The sequence below is a fragment of the uncultured Maribacter sp. genome, from assembly GCF_963977385.1.
Classification (GTDB): Bacteria; Bacteroidota; Bacteroidia; order Flavobacteriales; family Flavobacteriaceae; genus Maribacter.
Genome location: NZ_CAXBOU010000001.1, coordinates 674627 through 700918, shown reverse-complemented (window position 1 = coordinate 700918; position 26292 = coordinate 674627). Strand labels below are relative to the sequence as shown.

The following is a 26292-nucleotide window of genomic DNA, read 5'->3' as shown; positions in this document are numbered from 1 at the left end:
TCTACTATTCAAAAATATCAATATTCTTGTTTTATTTTCTTTTCCCTGGACTATACGTTTCTTGTGCCCTTTTTAAAACATCCTCTCTATAAAAAGCCGCATCTTTCCAATCGATATTCAAATACTTTTCCGTCTGATCATTAAAATGCGATGAAGTTGGGTCTCCACTTTGCCCACCTGCTAAAATTGTTTTTGCTTTTACCTTATCCCCAAATTCTACTGCAGCCACAAAACTATTACCTCGCGTACCGTAGATTTTCTTAGCACCAGGCGCAGTATATCTAGCACCATAAGCGGCTAATGCACCCCAAGTTCCTGATGCGAAACCTACACCTACACTTGGCAAACTATCATTAAAAGCTTGCTTTACATCACCATTTAGACGCTGGTATCGGTTGACTTCACCCCATGGTATTTTCCATGTTCCAAAATCATCATTTAACGTTTTAGTAGTTTCTTCAAATACCGCTAGCTTTTCTGTATTAGGAGAATTACTTCCCCAATATTCTACCAACTCCATACTATTAAGTCCCGTTGGTCGAACTGCTTTTTGGTAACTTAACGTGCCATAAAAATGTGCTAACGTCATCGCTACAGATTCTTTTGAAGTTTTATAGTCCCAATTGCGAAACACCTCAATCGCTTCTTTTAATTCTTTTTTTGGACTAGCATCATATGCTTTTACCAACCCAGGAATTAACGCCTTAAAAGCTGGCAAAAATGGGTCATGAGCCAATTGAATTAAACTATCAATTGTATATCCTTTTCTATCCGTCAATAATTCAATGGCATGCACTCCTCTAAAATTCTCTTGGTCTTTAGACATATAATTGGGATAGTCTTCCTTTTTCGGACTAAACTCCAACGCCGAAGTATAAGGTGTTGAGTTACAATTCTGAATCCATCCATTTTCTGGATTCAATACCAAAATATTTTCATCTACTGTATGCAACCCTTGCCAATCTGTTTGAGGGTTACTACCATCTACAGGCTCTTCATAATTAAACGACACATCTCTTTTAGGAACAAAATTCCCATGGAAATAAGCAATATTACCTTCTGCATCGGCGTACACCGTATTGTTACTTGAATTCGTGCGGATATCCATCATTTCACGAAACCCTTTATACCCACTTTGCTTGGTTCTAATAAAAGACTGCTCTAAAGCTTTCACCGGCTCCCACATCATGGCAGAAGCGGTCCATTGACCATCCGCAACATGAGTAATAGGTCCATGGTGAGTTCTATAAGCTGGGTACGATTTTTCTTTTATTTGGTCTCCAACCAAATATTTTAAACTAATCGTATCAGACTCCACCGCTCTTAGCGCTTCTCCATATTGATAAAACAAATTCTCATCATTCTTAACAATCGATTCCTTGAATTCATCCATCACATCGGTATAGGTTGATGTATGCATCCACCCAGTTTTTTCATTAAACCCTTGATATACGAAAAATTGCCCCCAAGTTACCGCACCATAAGCATTTAAACCTTCCTCCGAAACCACATGTACTTCTCCCCTAAAATAAAATGAGGTATGCGGATTAATCAATAACATCGAATTCCCAGACTGGGTTAATTTTCCGGAGATAGCAATACCATTCGAACCTTGTGGCTCCTCAGCTTCTTTTTCCCTTTTTAATTGTAGTTCTTCCAATTCTGGAAGCGCCATATCACTTTCATAAAATGCAGCAATCTTCTTTGTAGAAATTCGCTCAATATCACCGCCAATAGAACCTTCACTAAAGTACATAGGCATCCAAGGCTCAAAATGCGTAAGTAATTTTGGTTTTACTTCAGGATGGGTATACAGGTAATAGTTTACTCCGTCAGCAAAAGCATCACACAGTTTCTTTAACCAATCGGGACTCTTCTCATAATTTGCCTTTGCTTCTTCTTCACTCATGAACAGTTTAGCTCGTAAATCACTATATAAAGCCTCTTCACCTTCCAATTCTGCCAACCGACCAATAGCCCAAATATAATTTTGCTCTACCCGATTAAAATCATCTTCACATTGTGCATATAGCAACCCAAATACTGCATCAGCATCAGTTTTACCATAAATATGTGGCACTCCGTAATCATCTCTTATAATTTCAATATTTGCAGCTTGCGTTTCCCATTTCTCAACCACGGGGGCTTTTGTGTTCTCAGCCTTACAGGCCATTATCAATACAAAAGCTAACAAGTAAATAATTCTGTTCATAATATGTTCTATTATCGATTTTTTGAAGGTATATAAAAGTAATTGAATTTTACCAGCTTCCACTAGATCCACCACCTCCAGAACTTCCACCTCCGCCAGAAAACGAACTCGAACTACCACCAGAAGAGTTACTGCCTGAACCAAATGAATGTGTACCCGAAGAAGAGAAGGTTTTGCTATAATACGTCATATCATTCTTAATCCAAGAGATATTTAAATCTTCTTTACCCAACACTTTAAGTTTTATAAAAGCTATGATTGCAGCAATACCAAAAAAAGGTAATAACAGCCACAGCAGAATGGATGGACCTTCAACAATCTTCTCCATCAGAAAATGATTTGATGCATATATACTATACGCCACTGTAACCGGACCCATCATAAATACAAGTCCAACCACAGTAGAAATAGAACCACCGAGAAGCATAAAAATACCAGGCAAAACTCCAAGTTTACCCATAAAAACTCCTCTAAAAACTTCAATGATATTCCTGTAACTCTTAAAAAAGGCAAAGCCACCTACGACTACAAAAATCAATACGAACAGACCTAAGAAGCCATAGCCAATCATATCATCTTTTCGTTCACTTTCTTCAATTTCTTGTTTGAATTCTGCCAGTGCCTCAGGGTTATTTAAAAATTCAATAACTTGCTCAGCACCTTCATTTATCCCTTCATAGTAACGCTCTTCCTTAAAGTTGGGAATCATTGTATTTCTAATAATTCTCGAAGCAACAGCGTCTGTTATATAAGGCTCTAAACCATAGCCCACCTCTATTCTCACCTCTCTATCTAATTCAGAGAATAAAATTAATAAGCCGTTGTCCTTTCCCTCATGACCAATACCGTTTTGATTAAATATACCATTGGCATAGCTTTCTATTGTATCAAAACCTAGCTCATCTATGGTTACAACCAAAACTTGATTACTAGTTTGCTGTTCAAAATCTACCAGTCTCTGATTTAAAGTTTCAACTTGATTTTTATCAAAAATATGCGCGCTATCGGTTACAAAATTCTTTAGCTCATAGTATTGTTGCTGTGCATTCGTAGTAATTGTGAAAACCAATAAAATAAGTAGGAGTATAGAATTGCGCATAAATTGCATAGTATTGATATTCAAATATAAAAACCTTTATCCATACTCTGCATCAATTTCAAAATCGTATTACGAAACCATCATATCCTTAGATTTAAAGTAACTTGCAGACTTTTAAAATCAACTTTTCATGTCCGAAAAAAAAGTAACTATACTTTCCGCATTTAAAACAATTATTTGGCCAAGGCGAAAGCTAGTATTTATAGGTCTTCTACTAATCGTTATCAGTAAAGCTGCGAGTTTTGTGGCACCTCTATCCCTTAAATATTTAATGGATGATATTATCCCGAACAAAAATGTTGAACTTCTGAAAATCTTAGTACTTTCTGTTGGCTTGGCAATTTTAGTACAATCTGTTACTTCCTTTTTACTAACAAAAATTTTAAGTGTTCAGGCACAATATTTAATATCAGAACTTAGGGCTCAGGTACAAAAGAAAGTTCTTTCATTACCTATTCGATTTTTCGACAATACTAAATCTGGGGCATTGGTTTCTCGTATTATGAGTGATGTTGAAGGTGTTCGCAATTTAATTGGCACAGGATTAGTGCAATTAGTTGGAGGTACCATTACTGCAGTTGTGTCCTTGATTTTATTGCTTCGTATTAGCTGGACTATGACTATTTTCACCTTGATACCCTTGGCTGTTTTTGCTTTAATAGCCTTAAAGGCATTTAAAGTTATACGCCCTATTTTTAGAAATAGAGGTAAAATAAATGCCGAAGTAACCGGTAGATTAACCGAAACTTTAGGCGGTGTTCGAGTTATTAAAGGTTTTAATGCCGAAGAGCAAGAAAATAAAATCTTTGAAGAAGGAGTTGATCGATTATTTCAAAATGTAAAGAAGAGTTTAACGGCAACTGCTTTCATGACAAGTTCATCTACTTTTTTATTGGGATTAGCAACTACTGGGATTATGGGAATCGGAGGATATAAAATAATGATGGGCGAATTAACCATTGGTGATTTCTTGACCTTCACATTCTTATTAGGCCTTATGGTAGCACCTATAGTTCAGATGAGCAATATTGGAAGTCAATTGACAGAGGCTTTAGCGGGACTAGACCGTACCGAAGAGTTAATGAATATGACTCCTGAATCTGACGAAGAAAACCGTACCGAAATTCTTAAAAATTTAGAAGGCAATATTATTTTTAACGATGTGTCCTTTGCCTATGAAGAAGACAAAGAAGTTCTACATAACATAAGTTTTGAAGCGAAATCGGGCGAAGTTGTTGCGCTAGTTGGTAGTTCTGGTTCAGGAAAAAGTACGATTGCCGGTTTGGCCGCTACTTTCTTGAATCCGCAATCAGGAAGCATAACTGTTGATGGCGAAGATATAGCCAAAGTAAACCTGAGTAGTTTCAGAAAACATTTAGGTGTTGTTTTACAAGACGAATTTCTTTTTGAAGGTACAATTCGCCAAAACATTCTTTTCCCTAGACCAGATGCTACTGAAGAAGAATTGACTGCCGCTGTAAAAGCAGCTTATGTAAATGAATTTACAGACCGTTTTGAAGATGGATTGGAAACTTTGATTGGTGAACGAGGCGTTAAATTATCTGGCGGACAACGACAACGAATTGCAATTGCCAGAGCGGTATTGGCTAACCCTAGAATTTTAATATTGGATGAAGCCACTTCTAACTTAGACACAGAAAGTGAAGCACTGATTCAAAAAAGTTTGGCAGAACTTACTAAAGGCCGAACCACTTTTGTAATTGCGCACCGTTTAAGTACCATTAGAAAAGCTGACCAAATATTAGTGATCGAAAACGGTAAAATTGCAGAACAAGGCACGCATGACGAACTTATTGCTACTGAAGGCAGATACTATAATCTGTTTACGTATCAGGCGAGAATTTAATTTGGTTGATGGTAAAATTAAAAATCTATCTTCTCAATCCATTATTGGAACAGTCAATAATAACCATAACAAAAACAATCCCCATATTAAGCCAATCCCATTAATTACAAGCAGCAAGAAACTCTTACTGAACCTATATTTAAATATAAGGAAGGCACTAATCAATAAAACATTAATTGAAAGAGAGAGTGGAATAATTGAAAGTCCATATCATTGGGCCTCCAAGATTTTTAATAGTAAATGGCAAAAAATAAAAGTTGATAAGAATAATTAAAATCGACAAAACCTTATTTGCAATTTTCATTTCTTAACACATGCAACTATTAAATTATATTTAGAAAACTATACTTGCAGTCTTTCCAATATTTAAGGCGACTATCTTTAAGCATATTAACTTCTTCACTAAAAACTCCTCATAATGACGTATTAAGCTTCTTCTGGAGCTAATTCCACCTCTAAACCATCCATATCTTCAGAGATGTGTAGTTGGCAGCCTAAACGTGAATTATCCTTCACATTAAACGCTTCAGAAAGCATTGCTTCCTCATCATCAGACATTTCTGGCAGCTCATGATCAGACTTTATATAACATTGGCAAGAAGCACACATTGCCATACCGCCACAAATACCAATTGTACCTTCTGGTGCTAATTCGTAAGAACGAACCACTTCCATAAGATTCATATTCATATCGGTTGGGGCATCAATTTCATGGGTGACACCTTCTCTATCTGTAATTTTTAATTTTATATCTGTCATTTTAGTTAATCGCTTTAATCACCGCTTTTGGTGCTTCTTTTACACTTCCATCAAAACCACTAACACCCCCAACGGTAGTATACTTTAATACGTATTTTTTATCCGGAAATATTTTTTGGTAGGCACTTTGGCACATTAATGTTGCTTCATGAAAGCCACATAGAATAAGTTTTAATTTGCCAGGATATGTATTTACATCACCAATTGCGTAAATACCAGGTATATTGGTTTGATAATCGAAGGTATCTACCTTAATAGCATTCTTCTCTATTTCTAAGCCCCAGTCTCCAATAGGTCCTAATTTAGGGGAGAGTCCGAATAATGGAATAAAATTATCCACTTCCAAAACAATATTTTCCTTGGCGTCAGAAATTTTTCTAATCAAAACCGACTCTAATTTATCAACACCACTAAGACCGATTATCTCTGCAGGAGTAATCAAATTAATTTTACCTCGATTCTTTAATTCCTGAACTTTTTCAACCGAATCTAAAGCACCTCTAAACTCATTTCTTCTATGGACCAAGGTTACTTGCGATGCAACATCGGCCAAGAAAATACTCCAGTCTAAAGCAGAATCTCCACCGCCGGCAATAACTACTTTCTTGTCACGATACACTTCAGGATCCTTAATCATATAAGCAACCCCATTATCTTCGAATTTTGATAAATTCTCCAATAGCGGTTTTCTAGGCTCAAAACTACCCAACCCACCAGCAATAGCTACTATGGGTGCATTATGTTCCGTTCCTTTATTTGTGGTGACGACAAACGAACCATCATCTAATTTTTTGATTGTCTCAGCTCGTTCTCCCAAAGTAAAGCCTGGCTGAAATGGTTTAATCTGTTCCATAAGATTATCTACCAAATCGCCTGCAAGAACTTCTGGAAAACCAGGAATGTCGTATATGGGTTTTTTAGGATATATTTCAGAACACTGTCCACCTGCTTGAGGAAGCGCATCGATAAGATGGCATTTTAATTTTAATAATCCTGCTTCAAAAACGGCAAAAAGACCCGTAGGTCCCGCACCAATTATTAGTATATCGGTCTTAATCATTAAAAAATCTATTTTTAAAACCCTCCAAAATTATCAATCAATAGGGTTAAAAATCATGATATATATCAGGTTATACACCCACTACATTAATTACCTCTTCAATTTGTGGCGCGTATTTTTTGATAGTCATTTCCACACCACTTTTCAATGTCATTTGATTGACGCTACACCCTACACAGGCTCCTTCCAATCTTACTTTTACGGAATTTTCTTCAACAGAAATCAATGTAATATCACCTCCATCACTTTGTAAAAAAGGTCTGATTTCCTCTAATGCTTTTTCAACATTCAATGTTAGTTCTTCCGTCGTCATATCTATTTTTTCTTAACAGCGGAACATCCCGCCATTGTTGTAATTTTTATTGCTTCAGTTGGTGGTAGTGACTTATTTCTTCCCACAACCTCACTTACTACCTGTTTGGTAATCTCTTCAAAAGCAGCCTCTACAAGGGTACCACTTTGTAATGCTGCAGGTCTACCCACATCGCCCGCCTCACGTATACTTTGCACTAGCGGTATTTCACCAAGGAAAGGAACATTCAAATCTTCTGCAAGATGTTTCGCCCCTTCTTTACCAAATATATAATATTTATTATCGGGTAATTCTTCTGGTGTAAAATAGGCCATATTCTCAATGATACCTAACACTGGCACATTTATAGAATCTTGTTGAAACATTGCTACTCCTTTTCTCGCATCTGCAAGAGCAACTTCTTGTGGTGTACTAACCACAACTGCTCCTGTGATAGGTAAAGCTTGCATTATACTTAAATGTATATCGCCTGTACCTGGTGGCAAATCAATCAACATAAAGTCTAAATCGCCCCAATGCGCATCGAATATCATTTGATTTAGTGCTTTAGAAGCCATTGGCCCTCTCCAAATCACCGCTTGATCTCTTTGTGTAAAAAAGCCTATTGATAATAGTTTTACCCCGTAACTTTCAACAGGTTTCATTTTAGATTTACCGGCTACATTTACAGCAAGTGGCTTTTCATTAGCCACATCGAACATAATTGGCATCGATGGGCCATAAATATCGGCATCTAACAAACCGACCTTAAAACCCATTTTAGACAAAGTAACTGCCAAGTTAGCTGTAACAGTTGATTTACCTACCCCACCTTTACCTGAAGCTACCGCTATAATATTAGAAATACCGGGTATAACCTTACCTTTTATCTCATTCACTTTCGGCTTTACAGCAGGGGCATCGACCTTAACATTGATTTTAATTTTTGCCTTTTCATAAACTTCTTTATGAATAATCTTTAAAATCTCTACCTCTGTCTTTTTACGCGCCTGTAAACTCGGGTTTGTAATGGTAATGTCGACCTCAACCTCATCGCCAAAAATCTGGATATTGGTAACTGCACCACTCTCAACCATATTCTGACCCTCACCAGGAACCGTAATATGTTCCAAAGCCTTCAAAATGTCCTTTTTATCTATCTTCATTATATAAATTCATTCTAAACAACAAAGATAATCCTTAGATGGGAGATTAGGAAGTTCATGTATTGAAAATGAAGATGCCATTATAAACAGAACCTGTTATTACTATAAATTCATTTCTTATTAATTTATGCAATAGACAAGAATAGAAACTAGACAAAAACCGTAATTTAGAACACTATTAAAAATTCTACCTTTCATGTACCTACCTACAAAAAAAACAATTCAATTTTTCGCATTAAGCTCTATTATAGTATTAATGTCCGTTGCCTGCTCTAGTTCAAAATCTGAATTTTCTAAAAAAGATGTAATACGATCGCAAAAAATATTAGGCCTCGATTTTGATAAAAAATATGTCGATACCCTTTATCCATACTTAAAACGCAATAAAGAAGGGTTTGATTCTTTACGAAAATATACACTAAGTAATGATGTTTTTCCTGCTATCCGGTTCAACCCTTTACCATTAAACTTCTCACCGAAACCACAAGCTGGATTTCCAGATTGGGAAATTCCAGAAAATGTTCAGCTACCTGAAAATGTGAATGATTTAGCTTTTTACACCATTCCACAGCTAGCTTCATTAATCAAAAGTAAAAAAATAAGTTCTTTAGAATTAACCGAATTTTTCATAGCACGATTAAAAAAATATGACCCTGTTTTACAATGCACCATTACTATTACCGAGGAAATGGCATTGGAGCAAGCTAAGAAATTAGATGCCGAATTAGCTGGTGGTAATTACCGTGGAATTTTACACGGCATACCATACGGAGTTAAAGATTTAATGGCCGTTGAGGGGTATAAAACTACTTGGGGCGCTGAACCTTACCGAGACCAACAAATTGAAATGACAGCAACCGTCGTCGAAAAATTACAAAATGCCGGTGGAATATTAATTGCCAAACTCGTTTCTGGGTCTCTTGCTCGTGGTGATGTTTGGTTCGATGGAAAAACAAAAAATCCTTGGGACACCGAGCAAGGAGCAACAGGTTCATCTGCAGGTTCTGGTTCTGCCACCTCTGCAGGTTTAGTCCCTTTTGCATTGGGTACTGAAACATTAGGATCTATTACTTCACCCAGTAATCGCAATGGTATTACTGGCTTACGACCAACCTATGGAAGAGTTAGTAGACATGGTGTAATGAGTTTGAGTTGGTCTATGGATAAGGTGGGACCAATGGCAAGAAGTGCTGAAGATTGTGCTATTGTATATAGTGTAATCACAGGCAAAGACCCTAAAGATGGTTCTACAACTGATTACCCTGACGGATTTGAACCTAACAAAGATTATAAATCTCTTCGTATTGGGTACCTCAAAAAAGATATTGAAAAAGATACTTCACTAAGTAAAGTCAATTTGGAAAAAGCTTTGGAAACATTCAAAGAAATGGGACTCACTCTAAACGCAGTTGAATTACCAGAAGACTTACCTTATAAAAGTTTTGATGTGATTTTAAGGGCTGAAGCAGGTGCATTTTTTGATGATTTAGTTCGCTCAGGTGATGTTGATAAAATGGTTGAACAAGATCAACGCTCAAGGGCAAATTCATTACGCCAAGCTCGCTTTATACCTGCAGTAGAATATTTACAAGCCAATAGACACCGACAGGTTCTAATAGAAAAAATGGAAGTGATCATGAAAGATTATGACATTCTTATTTCCCCTACTTTTGGAAATAGGCAATTAATAATTACAAACCTTACCGGACATCCTGTTATAGCTATTCCTACAGGATTAGACAAAGAAAAACACCCTACAAGCATTACCCTTGTCGGTAATTTGTATGATGAAGCTAGTGTGCTTTTATTGGCGAAAGCTTTTCAAGACCATACAGCGTTTGATGAAATGCATCCTAAAGGGTATACGGATTAGATTCGATATTCTAGTAAACTTATTAGTTCGAGTGCTAGTTTTCCAATCTTTTTATTAGAAAACTAGTGTATCGAGAACCTATTATGACTGAGAGGTTCTCGATACTATTTGTCTTCAATTAAAATTGAAATCAAATCACTCGAACTGACATTTAGCCATATTTAACCTTAAATCAAATCTTTCTTCCATCTAAAAGGTTGATGATTCTTGAACCATATTCGGCATTTTTTTCTGAATGGGTAACTTGAATTATGGTGACTCCGTCTTCTCTATTCAGTTTTTGAAAAAGTTCCATGATTTCCTCACTCTGTTGAGAGTTTAGGTTTCCGGTAGGTTCATCTGCCAAAATCAACTTTGGCTTTCCTATCAATGCACGAGCCACACCAACTAATTGTTGCTGGCCACCACTTAATTGGGTAGGAAACAAATCCTTTTTACCAACAATATTAAATCGGTCTAACATATCTGCAACCAACGCTTTACGTTCCGAGCCCTTAACTTTTTTATATAACAGGGGCATTTCTAAATTTTCTTCTACGGTAAGCTCATCCAGTAAATGATAGGATTGAAATACAAACCCTATATATTCTTTGTACAAATTAGAACGGTATTTCTCTTTTAAGGTATGTACTGATTCACTTAAAAAATCATACTCACCTTCATCAAAAGTATCTAACATGCCAATTACATTAAGCAATGTTGATTTCCCCGAACCCGAGGGCCCCATAATGGAAATAAACTCTCCTTCTTCTACTTCAAGATTTACATCTTTCAGCAAGAATATACGCTGACCGCCTTGCTGCACCCATTTGAAAATATTGTTTAGTTGTAGTAACATTCTTTATAGTTTTTGCTTGTTCGTTAAAATTTGAGCCATTACTCCGTTCGTAAACTTTTCACCGGGTTGGCCCTTGCTGCCGTTATGGTTCGCGAACCAATTGTCAGCATAGCTATAAGCACGGCAATAGTACCTGCACCTACAAAATACCAAATACTTAGTTCAATTCTATAAGCATAGTTTTGTAGCCATTCGCGCATTGCCCACCAAGCAATTGGTGAAGCAATTACAAAGGCAACCAACACCAATTTTAAAAAATCTTTGGTTAAGATATAAGCAATTGAAGTTACACTTGCCCCTACCACCTTTCTAATGCCTATTTCTTTGGTACGCTGTGAAACAATTAGCAAAGACATTGCGAAGAGCCCCATACAACTTAACAAAATTGCTATTATAGAACCACTTGCAATCATTTTGGCCGTTGTTTCTTCTTGTTTAAATGTTCTGTCGATGTTCTCATCAATAAAGGAGCCTAAGAATTCTGCATTAGGTTCTAGTTTGTTCCACACTGTTTCTAAAACAGCAAAAGAATTGGGCATATTGGTTGGGGAAACTTTTACAAAACCATACGAAAGGTCTTGTTGCCTACTCATAAAAAAGGTCATGGGTGCAATGGCCCTATCCAAATTGTTAAAATTATAATCTTTTACTACCCCCAGGACCGGATAGAAAACGCCGTCCTCAATTTCCAATTGTGATGTTAACGGGTCTTGTTCCCCTAATTCTTTTGCCATTGATTCGTTGATGACCACACCAAGACTATCGGCGGCACTCTCAAAATTTCGTCCAGCAGCGATTTTCAATCCTAACGTTTGAATATATTCATGATCTACCACTAAAAAATTTGTCATCACGATACGACCTTTATATTCAAATCCGATTCCGCTAGAAGATCTACCGCCATCTTTTCCCAAGCCCAAATTACTATCGGCTCCACTAACGGAGAGAATATCTGGATTACCATTCAGCTCATCACGTAACAATTCTACCATATCGTGACTATTACGCTTACCGTTTAATGGAAAGGAGACCACCTGTTCTTTATCAAAACCTAAATCCTTATTCCGCATATAATCAATTTGACCCCATAAAACCAAAGTCCCAACAATCATAAGAATCGCTATACCAAATTGAAACACCATAAGTACATTTCTAACCTGATTACTACCTGAAGATTCCAACTTTCCTTTTAAAGACTGAATCGTACCTAAACGGCTCATTAATAGTGCAGGGTATCCACCAACCACCATGGTAATTACAAGAACCGTTAGTAAAAGTCCTATTAAAAACATAGACGATAAAAGCATTTCTGAAGATATCTGTGCGTTGAAGATTGATTTAAAATCATTTAAAAAGACAAAACTCAACACCACACCTATACTAATGGATATTAGAAAAACAAACAGACTTTCGCTCCAAAATTGAAAAAATAGTTGCTGCTTTTGTGCCCCTAAGGTTTTGCGCATCCCTATTTCTTTAAGGCGTTTCGTTGTCTTAGCTATACTCATATTTATATAGTTGACACAGGCGATGAACAAGATTAATAAGGCAATACCAAAAATGAGGTATGGCCTACTTCTACTCACCTCAACAAGTCCGTTTTTAAAACTAGCAAAATGCACATCTTTTAGCGGAACCAGTTTAAGATTTATAAAGCGTCCGTTTTCATCTGCCGTTGCGCCATCCCTCTTTAAACGATCTATACCTTCACCATAATGAAGATCAATAAAGGGTTCGCTGCTTTTTTCGAAAACCGATGCCGTGATGCCTTCTTCAAGCTCTACATACACCGCATGATATTGTCTATCCCACTCCTCTTTACCCTCATTATACTCTCTATGACTTTCAAAACGAGCAGCTATTTGAAAATCTAAATTGCTTTGTGGTACAATATCTTTCGCGACAGCGCTTACCGTAAATGGTTTTTCTATTCCATTTACCAACATGTTAAACGTTTTTCCAATAACATCGGTTGACCCAAATAATTTCTTTGCTCCGTCTTGCGTAACCACTACCGAATTTAAATCTGCCAAAGGCTTATTTTCATTACCAGTAAGAATAGGGAAGCTGAACATGGAAAAGAATTCTTGGTCTACCCAAATGATATCCATACTTATCTCTTTGTCATTATAAAGCGCAAGCGTGCCATCTTCTACACATCGAGTTATGCGCTTCACCCCAGGCACCTCAGTATTTAATGCCGGAGCTAAAGGTGCTGGTTGAGCAGTACCTGCTTTTGGCCCTTTAGGAGTTTGTTCTGTACGTACAACTTTATAAATAGCATCTCCATTGGTATGAAAACCATCATACGAAAGTTGATACATTGCTGCCATTCCTAATAATATGGCAACCGCAAAAGCAACAGATAAACCAATTACATTTAAACTAGTATTCGTTTTATCTTTTATTAAATTTCGCCAAGCAATTATTAGATAGTTCTTAAACATTTTAATGATTTTTTGATTGATGATTTATTCTGTTCTCAAGCTTTTTACAGGATTGGCGGTTGCTGATTTTATTGCTTGAATGCCCAATGTGAATGCTGTTATGCAGAATGCAATACATCCTGCCAAAGCAAACATCCACCATTGAATTGAAATACTATATGCAAAACTACCCAACCATGCCCTCATCATATACCAAGCAATTGGGAAAGCGATTAAAGCTCCAATACCTACAAGTATTATATAGTCCTTCGAAAGCAATACCACTATTTTAAATACGCCTGCTCCTAAAACTTTACGTATACCTATTTCTTTAATCCTTCTTTTTGCCATAAATGATATAAGCCCGAACATGCCTAAACAGGATATAAAAATTGTCAATAATGCAACCACGTTTACAGTTTTCAACATGCCGTCGATTAGGCGGTATTGTCCGCTTACTTTTTCACTTAAGTCGCTTTGGGCATAATTTTTCCTGGAATCTATTTTAGCAAAGGCATTGGCTATTATACTTTTTATTGCTTTTTCCTGACCATCAATAACCCGAACAGAGAGGTAACGATGTGCTGCTAAATTCTCTTCATCTCTATAATAATGTACTAAAGGTTCTACAGTATTCTGCAAATCTTGATAGTGAAAATCTTCCATTACACCAACAATTGGGTTGCCTATAAAATCGCTGTTCTTGGACTTCAAACGTTTTCCTTCTATGGATGTCCAACCAAAAGCTTCCATTGCACTACGGTTGATAATGACCGGTTGCTCATCCCCATTGTCAATATCACTATTAAAATCCCTGCCTTCTATAAGCGGAATTTTAAGTGTTTTAAGGTAGCCTGCATCTGTATAGGAGCGTCGAAGACGTACATCGGTGTCTGTATTTGGGTCGAAAAATCTGGTATAATTGAAATAATAGTCAGACGGAATTGACTGACTAGTACTAACATTCGTTACATACGGATTGGCCTCTAAATCATTTAACAGCGCTTTAAAGCTAGAGTTGGCGGCATCCATGTTCTTATAATCGAGGTCGATGTTGCCCACAACCACATTATCTCGCTCAAAACCCAAATCAGCCTTTTTCATAAACCCAATTTGACTATTTAAAATAATAGCAACACAGATAAAAAGGATGGCAATAGAAAACTGAAGAATGATAAATGAATTTCGTAAAATAAAACTCCCCTTGGCACTATCTATTTTTCCTTTAATGCCCTGTGAAACCGGTAATGAAGTAAACCGTAATGTAGGTAATATACCTACCACTAACGTAACCAAAACACCTAAAACAATAGCCCCTAATACTACAGGGTAGTCATTTGCAAGGCTGAAATTAATCTCACCAAAATCGGCTCCAAAAACATCGTTCATTTTTGGCAATAAGACCCCGAAAAAGAGCGCACCAGAAATTATTATGGATAACAATACCAAAATTCCATTTTCTAAACAAAACTGGGTGATTACTCCTTTACTGCTACCTCCCAATATTTTTCGAACTGCAATATCTTTCGTTCTACGAAACATAGTAGAGGTATTTAAGTTAAGAAGGTTAACGAGAACAAGAAGTAACACAAAAAAAGATGTTGCAATATTACCAGCAATAATTATTTCGACTACAGGTATAGAATCCATCCGAACTTCTGAATGCGGAATAACTTCCATTCTTGAAATTACGGTTGGGTCTGCATAATTCTCCTTTACCAATTTGCCCACTTTCTTTTCAAATAATGCAATATCTGTTTCTGGGGCAAGTTTTAAGAATATTGGTGAAAAACTATTATCCCAATTGGTCTGTTCTTTAAAATTAGGATTATCCTTTAAGAGTGTATTCGGCAGCAAAACACCCAATCTAAATGAGGAATACGGACTTATTGGCTCTAATACACCTGTAATGGTAAGATTTAATGTGTCTGCCGCCTTTAAGTTTCTACCTACCGGGTTTTCTTCTCCGAAAAGTTGCTTACTTACCTTATCAGTTAAAACGATAGAATACTTTTCTTTAAGGGCGGTATTATGATCACCATATTTTAAAGGCAATCTAAAAACTTCAAAAAATTCAGGGTCGCCATAAGTCGTTGTATTTTGAAATTCCCTATCCCCAACTTCTAACCATATATTACCCCAGCCATGTAGGTGGGTACCCGCTACTACCTCTGGCGATGTGCTCTTTATCTTATCCAATAAAGGATATACGGCTTCATTATAATCATTGCCATCGTTCAAATGTGTTTTTAGGTAATAGATATACTCTTGTTCTGGAATAATGTTATCTGCCACATAATAGGCATACACAGAAAACATGAGTGTTAATACACTACCAACACCTATACTTAGCCCTAAAAGATTAAGAAAGGAAAGCGTTCTGTTTTTCCAGAGATTCCGTAGCGATAGTTTTAGGTGGTTCAGTAGCATCAGTATCTTTTTTGGTCATTTCCTTGAAAAAGGAAATCTGTTAATTATAACAAAAAAAACTACGGTCTTCAAAAATTATCCGCTTGTTCACGGCTAACTGAAATCGATTTTCATGCCATAATTACAACCTATTGTAAATCTGATAGTTATACTAAATTTTTGATGAGACGAAACTCAGTAATGTAAAATTTTTGGACAGTTTTTGTATAATAATTTTACAGTGTATTATTAGTCTTGTTGGTAGACTTAATAGTACTATTACTAAAAATTTGCACCTTCAACCACCTCAAGACAAACAATTGAATCACCTTATTTATTTTAACAATACTAGCTAAAAATTCTAATTATTATTATTCCTCCCTATTGAGCGGAGAAGCAGTAGTTTGTAATTCTCGACTTGACAAAAGTTTAAAGCAGTATTTCATATTAAACGGCCTTTCCTCTAAGTTTAGTCCAGTTATTCCGTTCTCAAACTTTTCACTGGATTGACCCTTGCTGCATTATAACTTTGCCAGCTTACCGTAAGCAAAGCTATTGTCAAGGCAATAATCCCTGCCAAAGCAAAAATCCACCAATTCATAGTTGTTCTATATGCAAAACCTTCTAGCCAGATGTTCATTACATACCAAGAAATAGGAATTGCTATTGCAAAGGCCAAAACCACCCATTTAAGAAAATCTTTGTTTAAAAGTGTAAGGATTTGCCCAATTTTTGCTCCATTTACCTTTCGTATTCCGATTTCTTTTTTACGTTGTTGCATGTAAAATGTAGACATACCCAAAATTCCCATAGCAGAAATAATAAATGAAAGGACGGTGAAATAACCAATGATTTTACCGGTTCGTTCGTCTTTCTCATACCATTGATTAATGGTGTCATCAATAAACTGTACATCAAATTCTGCGTTATCAATCAAACTTGCGTACATCGCCTTAATCTTATCTGCAGTTTCAAAGCTGTTGTTCCTGTTGACCTTTATGAATATATCGCCTGCCTGAAAATCTTTCGTTTGTTGTCTAAGCATCAATGGACCAATTCGGCTTCGCAACTCTTTAAAATTAAAATCATTGACAATCCCTAGAATGGGGATTTCGTTTTCTTCCATTTTAAAAGATACCGCATCCTTGGTAAGACTCAACTCTTTTAGTGCTGTTTCATTTAGATACATACCCTTTTCAGAATAAGCCACATTAGTAGCTTTTACTTTAATATCAAAAACTTTGAAAAAAGAGGAGTCTACCGCAAATTCCTGAAAGCTCAAAGATTTTCCATCATTCTCAAAAGTTTGGTTGCTTCCTCCACTTAATGGACTTTGCCAAGTTATAGAAACATCATCTACTCCTGGTATCTGTAAAAGGGCATTTTTTATATCAGTCTTTTTATCGGTTGAACTCAAATAATCTAAATGAACGATATTATTTTTCTGAAAGCCTAAATCTTGATTGCGTAAAAAATGTGTTTGTTTTAAAATAATCCAACTACAAGCCAAAAGAGCAATAGTTACCGTATACTGAAAGGTGATAAACACTTTGCCATAAATACTTTTAGCTTTAGTTCTTAAACTTCCTTTAACTACTTCAATAGGTTTAAAACTGGAAATTTTAAAAGCTGGCACTATACCCGATAAAAGCCCTATCAAACCAAAAACACCAATCAAGATAATCAAGTTAGCTAAGTTCAAATTATCATTAAGATGTAAGTGGGTATGCAATAACGAATCAAAATATGGCTCCACCACTTTTGCCAGTAATAGTGATAATATTACCGCAACAAAACACAGAAAAACTGATTCCCCTATAAATTGAAAAATCAATTGTCTCTTGGAGCTTCCTAATAACTTTTTAATGGCTACTTCTTTCCCACGAAAGGTAGATTGGGCCATGGTAAGGTTAATATAATTGCCTACTGCTAGTAATAAAATAAGCAGCACAATTACTGACAATACCGAAATTAAGGTTTTGCTAGTACTTTTAGTTCCACTCCCTTCTTTTGAGCTAAAATATATATCCTTTAATGGTGTAAATTCTACCGTAGTAGCCCAGCCCTCTGTATACAACCAAAAATCTTTTTTAAATTTTTTTAGTATTTCCGGTGCTTTTGCAGGTAAATCTGAATTTAGTTTTTCCAAAAAATAGATGCTTATAGAACACCAACCATATTCTTTCATAATTGTTTCAAAACCCCATAAATCTTTAAACGCTTTTAAATTGACTAGGGCATCCTGTGGGGCAAAATGAGTATTTTCTGGGATATCTTCCATAATACCCGTAACCATAAACGCCGTATTTGTATCTATAAAAACGGTCTTTCCAATTACATCTACAGAACCAAATAGTTTTAGTGCAATTGCCTTAGACAATACAATACCGTTGGCTGTTTGGAGAACATCATTAGCCTCTCCTTTTAAAAGAGGAAAAGAAAAAATATTGAAAAACGAAGCATCTACGCCTAGATAATCAAACTTTACTTTTTGACCATCATTTGCCGATATCCTTCCTGATTCATTATATACCCTTGTAAAATCTTCAACCTCGGGAATACTATTCTTGAGATCTTCTGCTATAGGAGGAGAAAAATCGACGGTTTCATTCTCCAATCGATATATTCTATCTTTATTTACATGAAAATCATCAACTGAAAGCTCATTTTGAATATAGACGCTTAAGAGCAAAACGAATGTCAGTGAAATAGCAAAACCTAAAACCGTGATGCCCGTGTATAATTTATTCTTTAAAAGGTGCCGCAGATAAGTTTTTACTGAATTCATTATTATTTTTGATTTGATTGATGTCTTAACATTCCCATTTTACTCCGTTCTCAAACTTTTCACTGGGTTAGCCTTGGCTGCCTTAATTGCTTGGAAGCTTACGGTTAAAACGGTTACCAACATAGCTCCCACTATGGCCAATGCAAAAATCCACCATTGTAATATAACTCTATACGGATATTCTTGCAGCCATCCGTTCATTACATAATATGATATCGGTATGGCGATAAAACATGAAATAATCACCAATTTTAAAAAGTCTTTAGACAGCATATTCCAAACATTAAAAATACTAGCCCCCAATACTTTTCTTACCCCTATCTCTTTCTTTCGTTGTTCAGCCACGAATGATGTGAGGCCGAAAAGACCCAAGCAACTAATCAATATGGCAAGCGCAGTAAAAACTCCTGAAAGTGTACCGATACGCTCTTCTGATGCAAATTTTTCACCGTACTGACCATCTATAAATTCATATTCGAAAGGTATATCTGGAAAATGCTCTTTAAAAACTCTTTCAATTTCGACAATATTCTGGGTTGCACTTTGATTTGGGTTCAGCCTAAGATTATAATAACTGGCATTGTTGAACCTATCATAAACATAAACGCCCTGCTTTACAGGTTCATAAGGAGATTGGGTAATCATATCTTGTACTACACCAATAATTTTTAGTGGCGGTCCTGGATCTTCGTCATCGTCATCTCGTAAAAGCTGACCTATCGGATTCTCCATACCCAAATACTTTTTTGCGGTTTCGTTGATTAATACGCCCAACGAATCAGTGGCAAAGTCCCTTGAAAAATCTCGCCCTTCTACTATTTTGAGATTAAGAGATTTAGCATACTCAGATGAAACTTCTGTCCAAGCTAAATCTTCTTGAAATCCTTCTGGTTTACCATCCCATGTAAATCCTCCCCTATTAGACCATATTTGTGTAGTAGGACTGCTAGATGTAGACATTTCTACAACGGAGCCCGAGCCTATAAACTCCGACCGCATTAAATCATATTTTCCAACGAAATCTTGACTGAACGTTGGTATCTGTATAAGTCCTTCCTTATCATACCCAACTGGGCGGTTCTTTGCGTGGTTTATTTGCTGCATTACTATTACCGTACCAATGATAAAGGCTACAGAGACTGTAAACTGAACCACAACCAATATCTTTCTAGGCAAACCAGCATATTTACCGGACTTAAACGTGCCTTTTAAAACATCGACGGGCTTAAAAGAAGATAGATATAAAGCTGGATAGCTACCTGCCAATAAGGATGTAAATAAAATGAATACTAAAGACACTAACCAAAAAATACCATTATCCCATGGAAAAGAAATTTCCTTTTTTGATAAATCATTAAATCCATTTAGGGACAACATAACAAGTAACATGGCTAAGAAAAAAGCAAATAAAACAACCAAAAAAGACTCACTTAAAAACTGATAAATTAATTGTCCTCGTTGTGACCCAATCGATTTTCTAATACCCACTTCTTTACCTCGTTTCTCAGATCTTGCCGTACTTAAATTCATAAAATTGATACAAGCTAAAAGCAACACAAAAGCTCCAATAATACCAAAAAGCCAAACATACTTTATGCGACCACCAACTTGTTTACCATTCTCAAAATTGCCTCTTAGGTACCAATCTTTCATTGGAAAAAGAAAAATCTGTGGATTGAACTGAGCAGTATCTTCATTAAGGTCTTTCTTTACGTTTTTGATGCTATTCGTAACCTGTTCAAAAGTGGTGTTATCCGCTAATTGACCAAACATTTGAAAAGAATTGTTTCCCCATTGGTCTTCCGCATTTCGTATCCATTCATTGTTCGCTAAATACTTTTCCCAAGGGATAATGAATTCAGTATCATTAAAAGTATTGTTGACCGGAATATCATTATAAATAGAGCTCACATTTAACTTGTGCTCGTTACTTACCGTTACCGTTTTGCCAATCGGATCTTCGTTACCAAAAAGTGCTTCGGCAGTAGATGAAGATAACATGATGGAATTGATTTCTCGTAGTCCGTCTTTATCCCCTTTAATAATTTCTAGACCAAAAAGTTCTGGCCCTTCTTGTTGCATATAATTACCTGGTCTCGATATACTCTTATCTCCGTATTTTAAATAGTGATCATTGGTCCAAGAACACATAATCAAATGTTTAAAATTGTCCGAATAGCCATCGCGCAATGCTTTTTCTAATGGTCTAGGTATCGCAGGACCTGTTCCTGTTTCTCCATTAAAAGTTTGTGATTGAAAGACCTGGGCAATTTTATCCTTATTCTTAAAATAATCATTGTACGATTGTTCATCTAATATCCAAAGCCCGATAATTAACGTAACGGCCATACCCAAAGCAAGACCGCCAACATTTATAAAGGTATACCCTTTGTTTTTCCAAAGATTTCGCCAGGCAATTTTTAAATAGTTTTTGAACATGATTAGTGTTTTTTGATGATTGATTTTATTTCATTTTTATATAAAGAGTCAATTTATACTTAAATGTTTCACTCTGACCGTAAACTTTTAACCGGATTCATTAATGCAGCTCGTATCGATTGAAAACTAACTGTAAAGAGTGCTATTAGCAAAGCTGATAAACCCGCAATCAAAAATGTTCCAACACTTATATTTATACGATATGCGAATTTTTGAAGCCATTCATTCATTAACCAATATGCAATAGGAAAACCAACCGTAAGCGCAATTAATACTAATTTCACGAAATCTTTAGAAAGCATTTGGGTTATATTCATAACAGTCGCTCCTAAGACCTTTCTCACCCCAATCTCTTTTTTACGTTGCTCTGCAGTAAATGCCGCAAGACCAAAAAGTCCTAAACAGGCAATAAAAATAGCCAGCCCACAAAATATAAGTCCCATCGTAGCTGTTTTTCGTTCTTGAGCATATAGCCGTTCTAAATTTTTATCTAAAAAAACATACTCAAAGGAAGATTCGGGAGCGACTTTTTTGAATTTTGATTCTAGTTGACCTATAATGCTCGCCAACGATGCACTGTTAAAACGAACTAAGGCAAAAGACTTTGATTCGGTTTTAGCATTATGAAAGGCATAACCTCCTATGGGTTGGTGTAGCGATTCAAAATTAAAATCATCAACAACACCTATAATACTAGTATCACTACTAAAACCTCCTATAGACACCTTTTTACCAATGGCCTCTTCTGGTGTATACCCTAAATAATCAATTGCCTTTTTGTTAAGAACTACATCAATCAGTGTGTCGCCTTCTTGCTTCACTTTAGGCAAATTCTTTCCTGCCAGTAATTTCAATTTCAATATATCAATAACCTCAGCATCTACACGGTTCGTTCTAAGTTGCATACCATTCTCATCATTTTCACTTTTAAACAACATTCGCCCGCTTACCGTATTACCTGGGAAACCCTGTGCTAAAGAGGATTCAGAAACACTACTCAATGTTTTAAATTCTTGCACTAAGGCCGTTGTTTTTTCTTTTGCCTGAATGCCTGTAGTAGAAATAGCAACCGTATTTTCGGGTTCATAGCCCAACTTTTGGTTCTGCATATATTGTATTTGCTGATAAATAACGATAACCCCAACAATAAGAATTACAGATGCCGCAAATTGTAATATCACCAAGCCCTTTCTAATATTTAGAATTCCACCGCCGCTTTTAAAGTCTGGATTCAAAGCTTCCTTTGCCGATGATCTCGACAGATAAAATGCAGGGTACGAACCCGCAAAGAGTGTAGTTACCACCCAAAAAATAAGTAAGCCCATATATAGTTCAGTTTTTAAAAGCAAGGCCATATTCAACTGCTGCTCTGTAATAAGATTAAAAACAGGAATGAATGCAATTGCGACTAAAACACCTAAAACAAGTGCGATTAATGTAACTAGACCTGTTTCAGCATAAAAACGAAACACCAAACTTTTTGTAGTTGCTCCCAAAGTCTTATTGATTCCAACATCTTTTGCCCTTTTACGAGAACGCGCTGTCATTAAATTCATATAATTTACACAGGCAATCACCAAAATTAAAAGCGCCAAAAAGGATAAGTTTTGTATTTCTTTAATATCACCAATACGATTAGAATAGCCATTTACAAAACTTGCGGAATATAAATGTACTTTCTTTAAAGGTTGCAATGCTAAAGAGTACCACTGACCTTCTTTATCTACATTTTTATCTAAAACTGCTTGAATTTGAAGTTCTGTGGCGGCGGCCGATGCATTTTTATTGAGTTGAATATAGGTTTCAAAACTTGAATTTCCCCAACTGGGTTTTTTTGCTGCCCAGGTAGAACTAAACGATGCAATGACATTGCAATGCAGTGTACTATTCTCAGGAAAGTCTTCAAAAACCCCAGTCACTTCTAATTCTTTGTCATTATCTACTGTTATAATTTTACCGATAGGGTCCTCATTGCCAAAGTACTTTTTAGCTGTGCTTTGTGATAAGGTCACTGTATTTGGTCGGTTCAAAGCTGTTGTAGATTCTCCTTTTAAAAAAGGGACACTAAATATATTAAACAACTCTGGATCACACCAATACAATTCTTTTTCTAAAAAATTGGTTTCTTCTATTCCAATAAAAGCAGTTTCACCAAAACCATGTTTTAACATCCTAGCTGCGTACTTAACTTCTGGAATATCTTGTTTTAATGCAGGCGCCAAGGCTGCGGGAGAGGTACATAATACTTGATTATCATAAGACGTATCAGTCTTAACTAAAGTTCTATAAATATCATCACTATTGGCATAGTTATTATCATAACTACGTTCATACGTGATAAACAAAAAAAGAAGAATGGTAATGGCAAGCCCAAGAGAAAGTCCCAAAATATTAATTACTGAAAACATAGGGTTTGCTTTCAAGTTTCTCCAAGCTAATTTAATATGATTTTGTACCATGATTGCGATTTTTTTTGATGATGATTGTAATTAACCAATTATACTATAAAGAGTTATTTTATACTTAAATGTTTCATTCTGAACGTAAACTATTTACAGGATTTGACTTGGCAGCTTTTAGAGCCTGAAAGCCCATAGTTAGCATTGCAATACCTAAAGCCAATACACCCGATAACGCAAAGACCCACAACGGAATCTCAATTTTATAGACAAAATCTTGTAACCATTTACTCATAAAATACCAAGCAACTGGCGAAGCAATCAACAGAGCAATGAGTATTACCTTCACAAATTCTATAGCAAGCAATCTTATAATTTCGCCAATACTAGCACCCAAGACTTTTCTAATTCCTATTTCTTTTGTTTTCTGTTGAGCGGTAAACGCAATCAACCCCAACAAACCCATACAGGCTATAAAAATGGTTAAAAAGGAGAAAATCCCGAACAAACTTGCTTGTCGTTGATCCGATATATAAGCTGCATTTAAATCATCATCCAAAAAAGAATATTCAAAAGGAACATTTGGCTGATAGTTTTCCCATTTTTTTTGAATAACCTCCAAAATATCCTTTGTGTTTTTTGCTTTCAATTTTATGGTTATATAGGAAATTCCGGTATCATAGCTTTTTGATTTATTAGAAAATAATGCAAATGGCTCTATGTGACTATGCAATGATTCCAAATTAAAATCCTTTAAAATCCCAACTACCTTGTACGATTCCATTCTACCACCTGGATAACGAATCATGCTTCCAATCGGATTTTTCCAACCAATTTGTTTGGCGGCAGCTTCATTAATGACTACAGATAAAGAATCGTTAAACTGTTTATTAAAACCTCTACCATCTTTTAATTTCAAATCAAGTGTCGATATAAAATATTCATCTACTAAATAAGATTGTAAGGAGATATCTTTTGCAATAGTTTCATCTGTATTAATGGTTTCTGGAACATAGAAATCTCCAAAATTACCTTTTGTAAGCATCCCTGATGAGATTGCCGCACTCTTAACTTCTGACAGGGATTCCAATTCTTGCCGAAAGGTTTCTTCACTACCTTCTAGTTTCTCGGTATTTTGTAGCACCACCAAATTCTCCTTATCATATCCCAAATCACGATTCTGAGTATATCTTAATTGTAGGTATACAATACTTGTTGCGATGATCATGATAATAGCAATGGTAAATTGAAAGACCACTAAACCATTTCGGATAAAGCCATTGTTATTTTTCGATACACCACTTGAACCCTTGAGAATATTTACAGGCTTAATAGAAGTAAGATATAGTGCAGGGTATATACCGGCTAAGAGTGCGGTTAAAATGCTCAGGCACAGAATAAACAGCCAAATACCATCTTTGAAGATAGATTGAAAAGGTAGGTTTTTACCACTTATCTGGTTAAAAAGTGGCAATAATAGCCAAACTAATAAGACCGCCAAAATAGTTGAGATTAGGGTATAAAAGACGGCCTCAGCAAGAAATTGTTTTATAAGTTGAATTCTATATGAACCCAAAACTTTACGAATACCTATTTCCTTACTTCTTTTTGAAGCCTGAGCGGTAGCTAAATTGACAAAATTAACACAGGCCAACACAATTATGAAAAAGGCAATTATACCAAAAATATATAAATTCTTAATATCGTTTTGTTCAGAAATTACAGATTCTATATCACCTGAATGTAAATGAATGTCAGCTAAGGGCTGTAAATGAAAATCCCATTTATTGCCATTCTTCAAAAATTCATCATAGGGCTGCCCAATTCTATTAAATGCATCAGCAGCATGCACCTTTACCATTGCTGGAAATTGCGATTCTAAATGGCTTACAATTTCCGGATTCGTAGCTGCCTTTTCCGAAAGTTTTACATAGGTCGCCATTTGTAGCCACACCCAACTCCAGTTAAAACGGGTAACATTTTCAAAATTCTTCACGGGAACCAAAAGGTCAAACTTTACGGATGCTGACAAATCGGTCATATCATGCAACACACCAGTAACTGTTAAAGGCTTTCTTTCCTTACCATAAAAAAGAATTTTTCCTATTGGGTCAACATTTCCAAAATATTTCTTTGCAAGACTATTGGTAACAACTACACTATTCGTTTCCGTAAGACAAGTCTTGGGATCTCCTTTTTGCATAGGGTAACTAAGAACTTCGAGGAAATTTGAATCCACAGCATAAACATTACTTTCATTAAAGGACTTTTTATCATTGCCACTTTTATATTCAATAACATCTGCACCAGGTATATATATTCTAGTATAACTTTCTATTTCAGGGAAATTATCTACAAGAGTTTTCCCCGTTGGAGGAGGGGTATTGGCTGCAAAGAACTCCCCATCGCCCATTTTACCATTAATATTAACCCGATACACTTGGTTGGCATCTTTAAAGAAACGATCATAACTTAATTCATCGGATACAAATAAGGCTATTAAGATTACACAGGTTAGACCAATAGCAAGACCTGTAATATTAATTATGCTATTACTCTTATACCTAAGTGCATTCCTAAATGCAATTTTGAAATAATTTTTAAACATAATTTATTTTTTTAATGCATTGACTACGTTTTTAAATACGCTCGGCATAATCTCTAA

The 26292-nt window shown here is 35.9% G+C and carries 15 protein-coding genes; 2 read left to right on the top strand and 13 right to left on the bottom strand.

All coding sequences use genetic code 11. The features are described 5' to 3' along the window. Window positions 1–31: 31 nt before the first annotated feature. Both AAC084_RS02970 and AAC084_RS02965 read right to left on the bottom strand, forming a co-directional pair. Window positions 32–2212: an acylase gene (locus AAC084_RS02970; protein WP_339836681.1), complete on the bottom strand. Its 2181-nt coding sequence runs from the start codon at window positions 2210–2212 to the stop codon at window positions 32–34. Window positions 2213–2261: 49 nt separating this feature from the next. Next, on the bottom strand, window positions 2262–3311 hold the full coding sequence (locus AAC084_RS02965; RefSeq protein WP_339836678.1) for a TPM domain-containing protein: 1050 nt from the start codon (window positions 3309–3311) through the stop codon (window positions 2262–2264). Window positions 3312–3441: 130 nt separating this feature from the next. Here AAC084_RS02965 and AAC084_RS02960 point away from each other — a divergent pair, with 130 nt between their 5' ends. Next, a complete protein-coding gene (locus AAC084_RS02960) occupies window positions 3442–5178 on the top strand; it encodes an ABC transporter ATP-binding protein (protein WP_339836676.1) in 1737 nt (578 codons plus the stop codon). 426 nt (window positions 5179–5604) lie between these two features. Here AAC084_RS02960 and AAC084_RS02955 read toward each other — a convergent pair whose 3' ends face one another. The 4 genes from AAC084_RS02955 to AAC084_RS02940 form a co-directional block, all read right to left on the bottom strand. Further along, complete coding sequence (locus AAC084_RS02955) at window positions 5605–5937, bottom strand: ferredoxin (protein ID WP_339836674.1); 333 nt, start codon at window positions 5935–5937, stop codon at window positions 5605–5607. Window position 5938: 1 nt separating this feature from the next. Next, window positions 5939–6997, bottom strand: a complete 1059-nt coding sequence (locus AAC084_RS02950) for an NAD(P)/FAD-dependent oxidoreductase (protein WP_339836671.1) — start codon at window positions 6995–6997, stop codon at window positions 5939–5941. Between the two features lie 70 nt (window positions 6998–7067). Further along, a complete protein-coding gene (locus AAC084_RS02945; protein ID WP_339836668.1) occupies window positions 7068–7310 on the bottom strand; it encodes a NifU family protein in 243 nt (80 codons plus the stop codon). Window positions 7311–7312: 2 nt separating this feature from the next. Next, window positions 7313–8455: an Mrp/NBP35 family ATP-binding protein gene (locus AAC084_RS02940; protein ID WP_339836665.1), complete on the bottom strand. Its 1143-nt coding sequence runs from the start codon at window positions 8453–8455 to the stop codon at window positions 7313–7315. 196 nt (window positions 8456–8651) lie between these two features. On the opposite strand from AAC084_RS02940, the gene AAC084_RS02935 reads away from it, so the two are divergent. Next, window positions 8652–10328 (top strand): amidase, encoded by a 1677-nt coding sequence (locus tag AAC084_RS02935; protein WP_339836662.1) that lies wholly within the window; start codon window positions 8652–8654, stop codon window positions 10326–10328. Window positions 10329–10500: 172 nt separating this feature from the next. Here AAC084_RS02935 and AAC084_RS02930 read toward each other — a convergent pair whose 3' ends face one another. From AAC084_RS02930 to AAC084_RS02900, 7 genes are all read right to left on the bottom strand, one after another. Then, complete coding sequence (locus tag AAC084_RS02930) at window positions 10501–11166, bottom strand: ABC transporter ATP-binding protein (RefSeq protein WP_339836660.1); 666 nt, start codon at window positions 11164–11166, stop codon at window positions 10501–10503. A gap of 38 nt (window positions 11167–11204) precedes the next feature. After that, window positions 11205–13613, bottom strand: coding sequence for an FtsX-like permease family protein (locus AAC084_RS02925; protein WP_339836658.1), 2409 nt, complete (start codon window positions 13611–13613; stop codon window positions 11205–11207). 24 nt (window positions 13614–13637) lie between these two features. Further along, entirely contained in the window at window positions 13638–16022 is a 2385-nt protein-coding gene (locus AAC084_RS02920; protein ID WP_339836655.1) for an ABC transporter permease, read from the bottom strand. A gap of 457 nt (window positions 16023–16479) precedes the next feature. Then, the gene (locus AAC084_RS02915) at window positions 16480–18789 is read right to left on the bottom strand and encodes an FtsX-like permease family protein (RefSeq protein WP_339836652.1); all 2310 of its coding nucleotides are present in this window, start codon (window positions 18787–18789) and stop codon (window positions 16480–16482) included. 39 nt (window positions 18790–18828) lie between these two features. Then, window positions 18829–21228 carry an FtsX-like permease family protein gene (locus AAC084_RS02910; RefSeq protein ID WP_339836649.1) on the bottom strand — a complete coding sequence of 800 codons (2400 nt, stop codon included), beginning with the start codon at window positions 21226–21228 and terminating at the stop codon, window positions 18829–18831. A gap of 68 nt (window positions 21229–21296) precedes the next feature. Continuing rightward, window positions 21297–23687 (bottom strand): ABC transporter permease, encoded by a 2391-nt coding sequence (locus AAC084_RS02905; RefSeq protein ID WP_339836646.1) that lies wholly within the window; start codon window positions 23685–23687, stop codon window positions 21297–21299. A 73-nt stretch (window positions 23688–23760) separates the two neighbouring features. After that, entirely contained in the window at window positions 23761–26235 is a 2475-nt protein-coding gene (locus tag AAC084_RS02900; protein ID WP_339836644.1) for an ABC transporter permease, read from the bottom strand. Window positions 26236–26292: the final 57 nt, after the last annotated feature.

What these genes read in the sequence shown, in the direction of transcription:
- AAC084_RS02935 (WP_339836662.1), top strand. Translation starts at nt 8,652, where the DNA reads ATGTACCTACCTACAAAAAAAACAATTCAATTTTTCGCATTAAGCTCT.
- AAC084_RS02955 (WP_339836674.1), bottom strand. Translation starts at nt 5,937, where the DNA reads ATGACAGATATAAAATTAAAAATTACAGATAGAGAAGGTGTCACCCAT.
- AAC084_RS02930 (WP_339836660.1), bottom strand. Translation starts at nt 11,166, where the DNA reads ATGTTACTACAACTAAACAATATTTTCAAATGGGTGCAGCAAGGCGGT.
- AAC084_RS02940 (WP_339836665.1), bottom strand. Translation starts at nt 8,455, where the DNA reads ATGAAGATAGATAAAAAGGACATTTTGAAGGCTTTGGAACATATTACG.
- AAC084_RS02960 (WP_339836676.1), top strand. Translation starts at nt 3,442, where the DNA reads ATGTCCGAAAAAAAAGTAACTATACTTTCCGCATTTAAAACAATTATT.
- AAC084_RS02950 (WP_339836671.1), bottom strand. Translation starts at nt 6,997, where the DNA reads ATGATTAAGACCGATATACTAATAATTGGTGCGGGACCTACGGGTCTT.
- AAC084_RS02945 (WP_339836668.1), bottom strand. Translation starts at nt 7,310, where the DNA reads ATGACGACGGAAGAACTAACATTGAATGTTGAAAAAGCATTAGAGGAA.
- AAC084_RS02920 (WP_339836655.1), bottom strand. Translation starts at nt 16,022, where the DNA reads ATGCTACTGAACCACCTAAAACTATCGCTACGGAATCTCTGGAAAAAC.
- AAC084_RS02900 (WP_339836644.1), bottom strand. Translation starts at nt 26,235, where the DNA reads ATGTTTAAAAATTATTTCAAAATTGCATTTAGGAATGCACTTAGGTAT.
- AAC084_RS02925 (WP_339836658.1), bottom strand. Translation starts at nt 13,613, where the DNA reads ATGTTTAAGAACTATCTAATAATTGCTTGGCGAAATTTAATAAAAGAT.
- AAC084_RS02915 (WP_339836652.1), bottom strand. Translation starts at nt 18,789, where the DNA reads ATGAATTCAGTAAAAACTTATCTGCGGCACCTTTTAAAGAATAAATTA.
- AAC084_RS02965 (WP_339836678.1), bottom strand. Translation starts at nt 3,311, where the DNA reads ATGCGCAATTCTATACTCCTACTTATTTTATTGGTTTTCACAATTACT.
- AAC084_RS02905 (WP_339836646.1), bottom strand. Translation starts at nt 23,687, where the DNA reads ATGGTACAAAATCATATTAAATTAGCTTGGAGAAACTTGAAAGCAAAC.
- AAC084_RS02970 (WP_339836681.1), bottom strand. Translation starts at nt 2,212, where the DNA reads ATGAACAGAATTATTTACTTGTTAGCTTTTGTATTGATAATGGCCTGT.
- AAC084_RS02910 (WP_339836649.1), bottom strand. Translation starts at nt 21,228, where the DNA reads ATGTTCAAAAACTATTTAAAAATTGCCTGGCGAAATCTTTGGAAAAAC.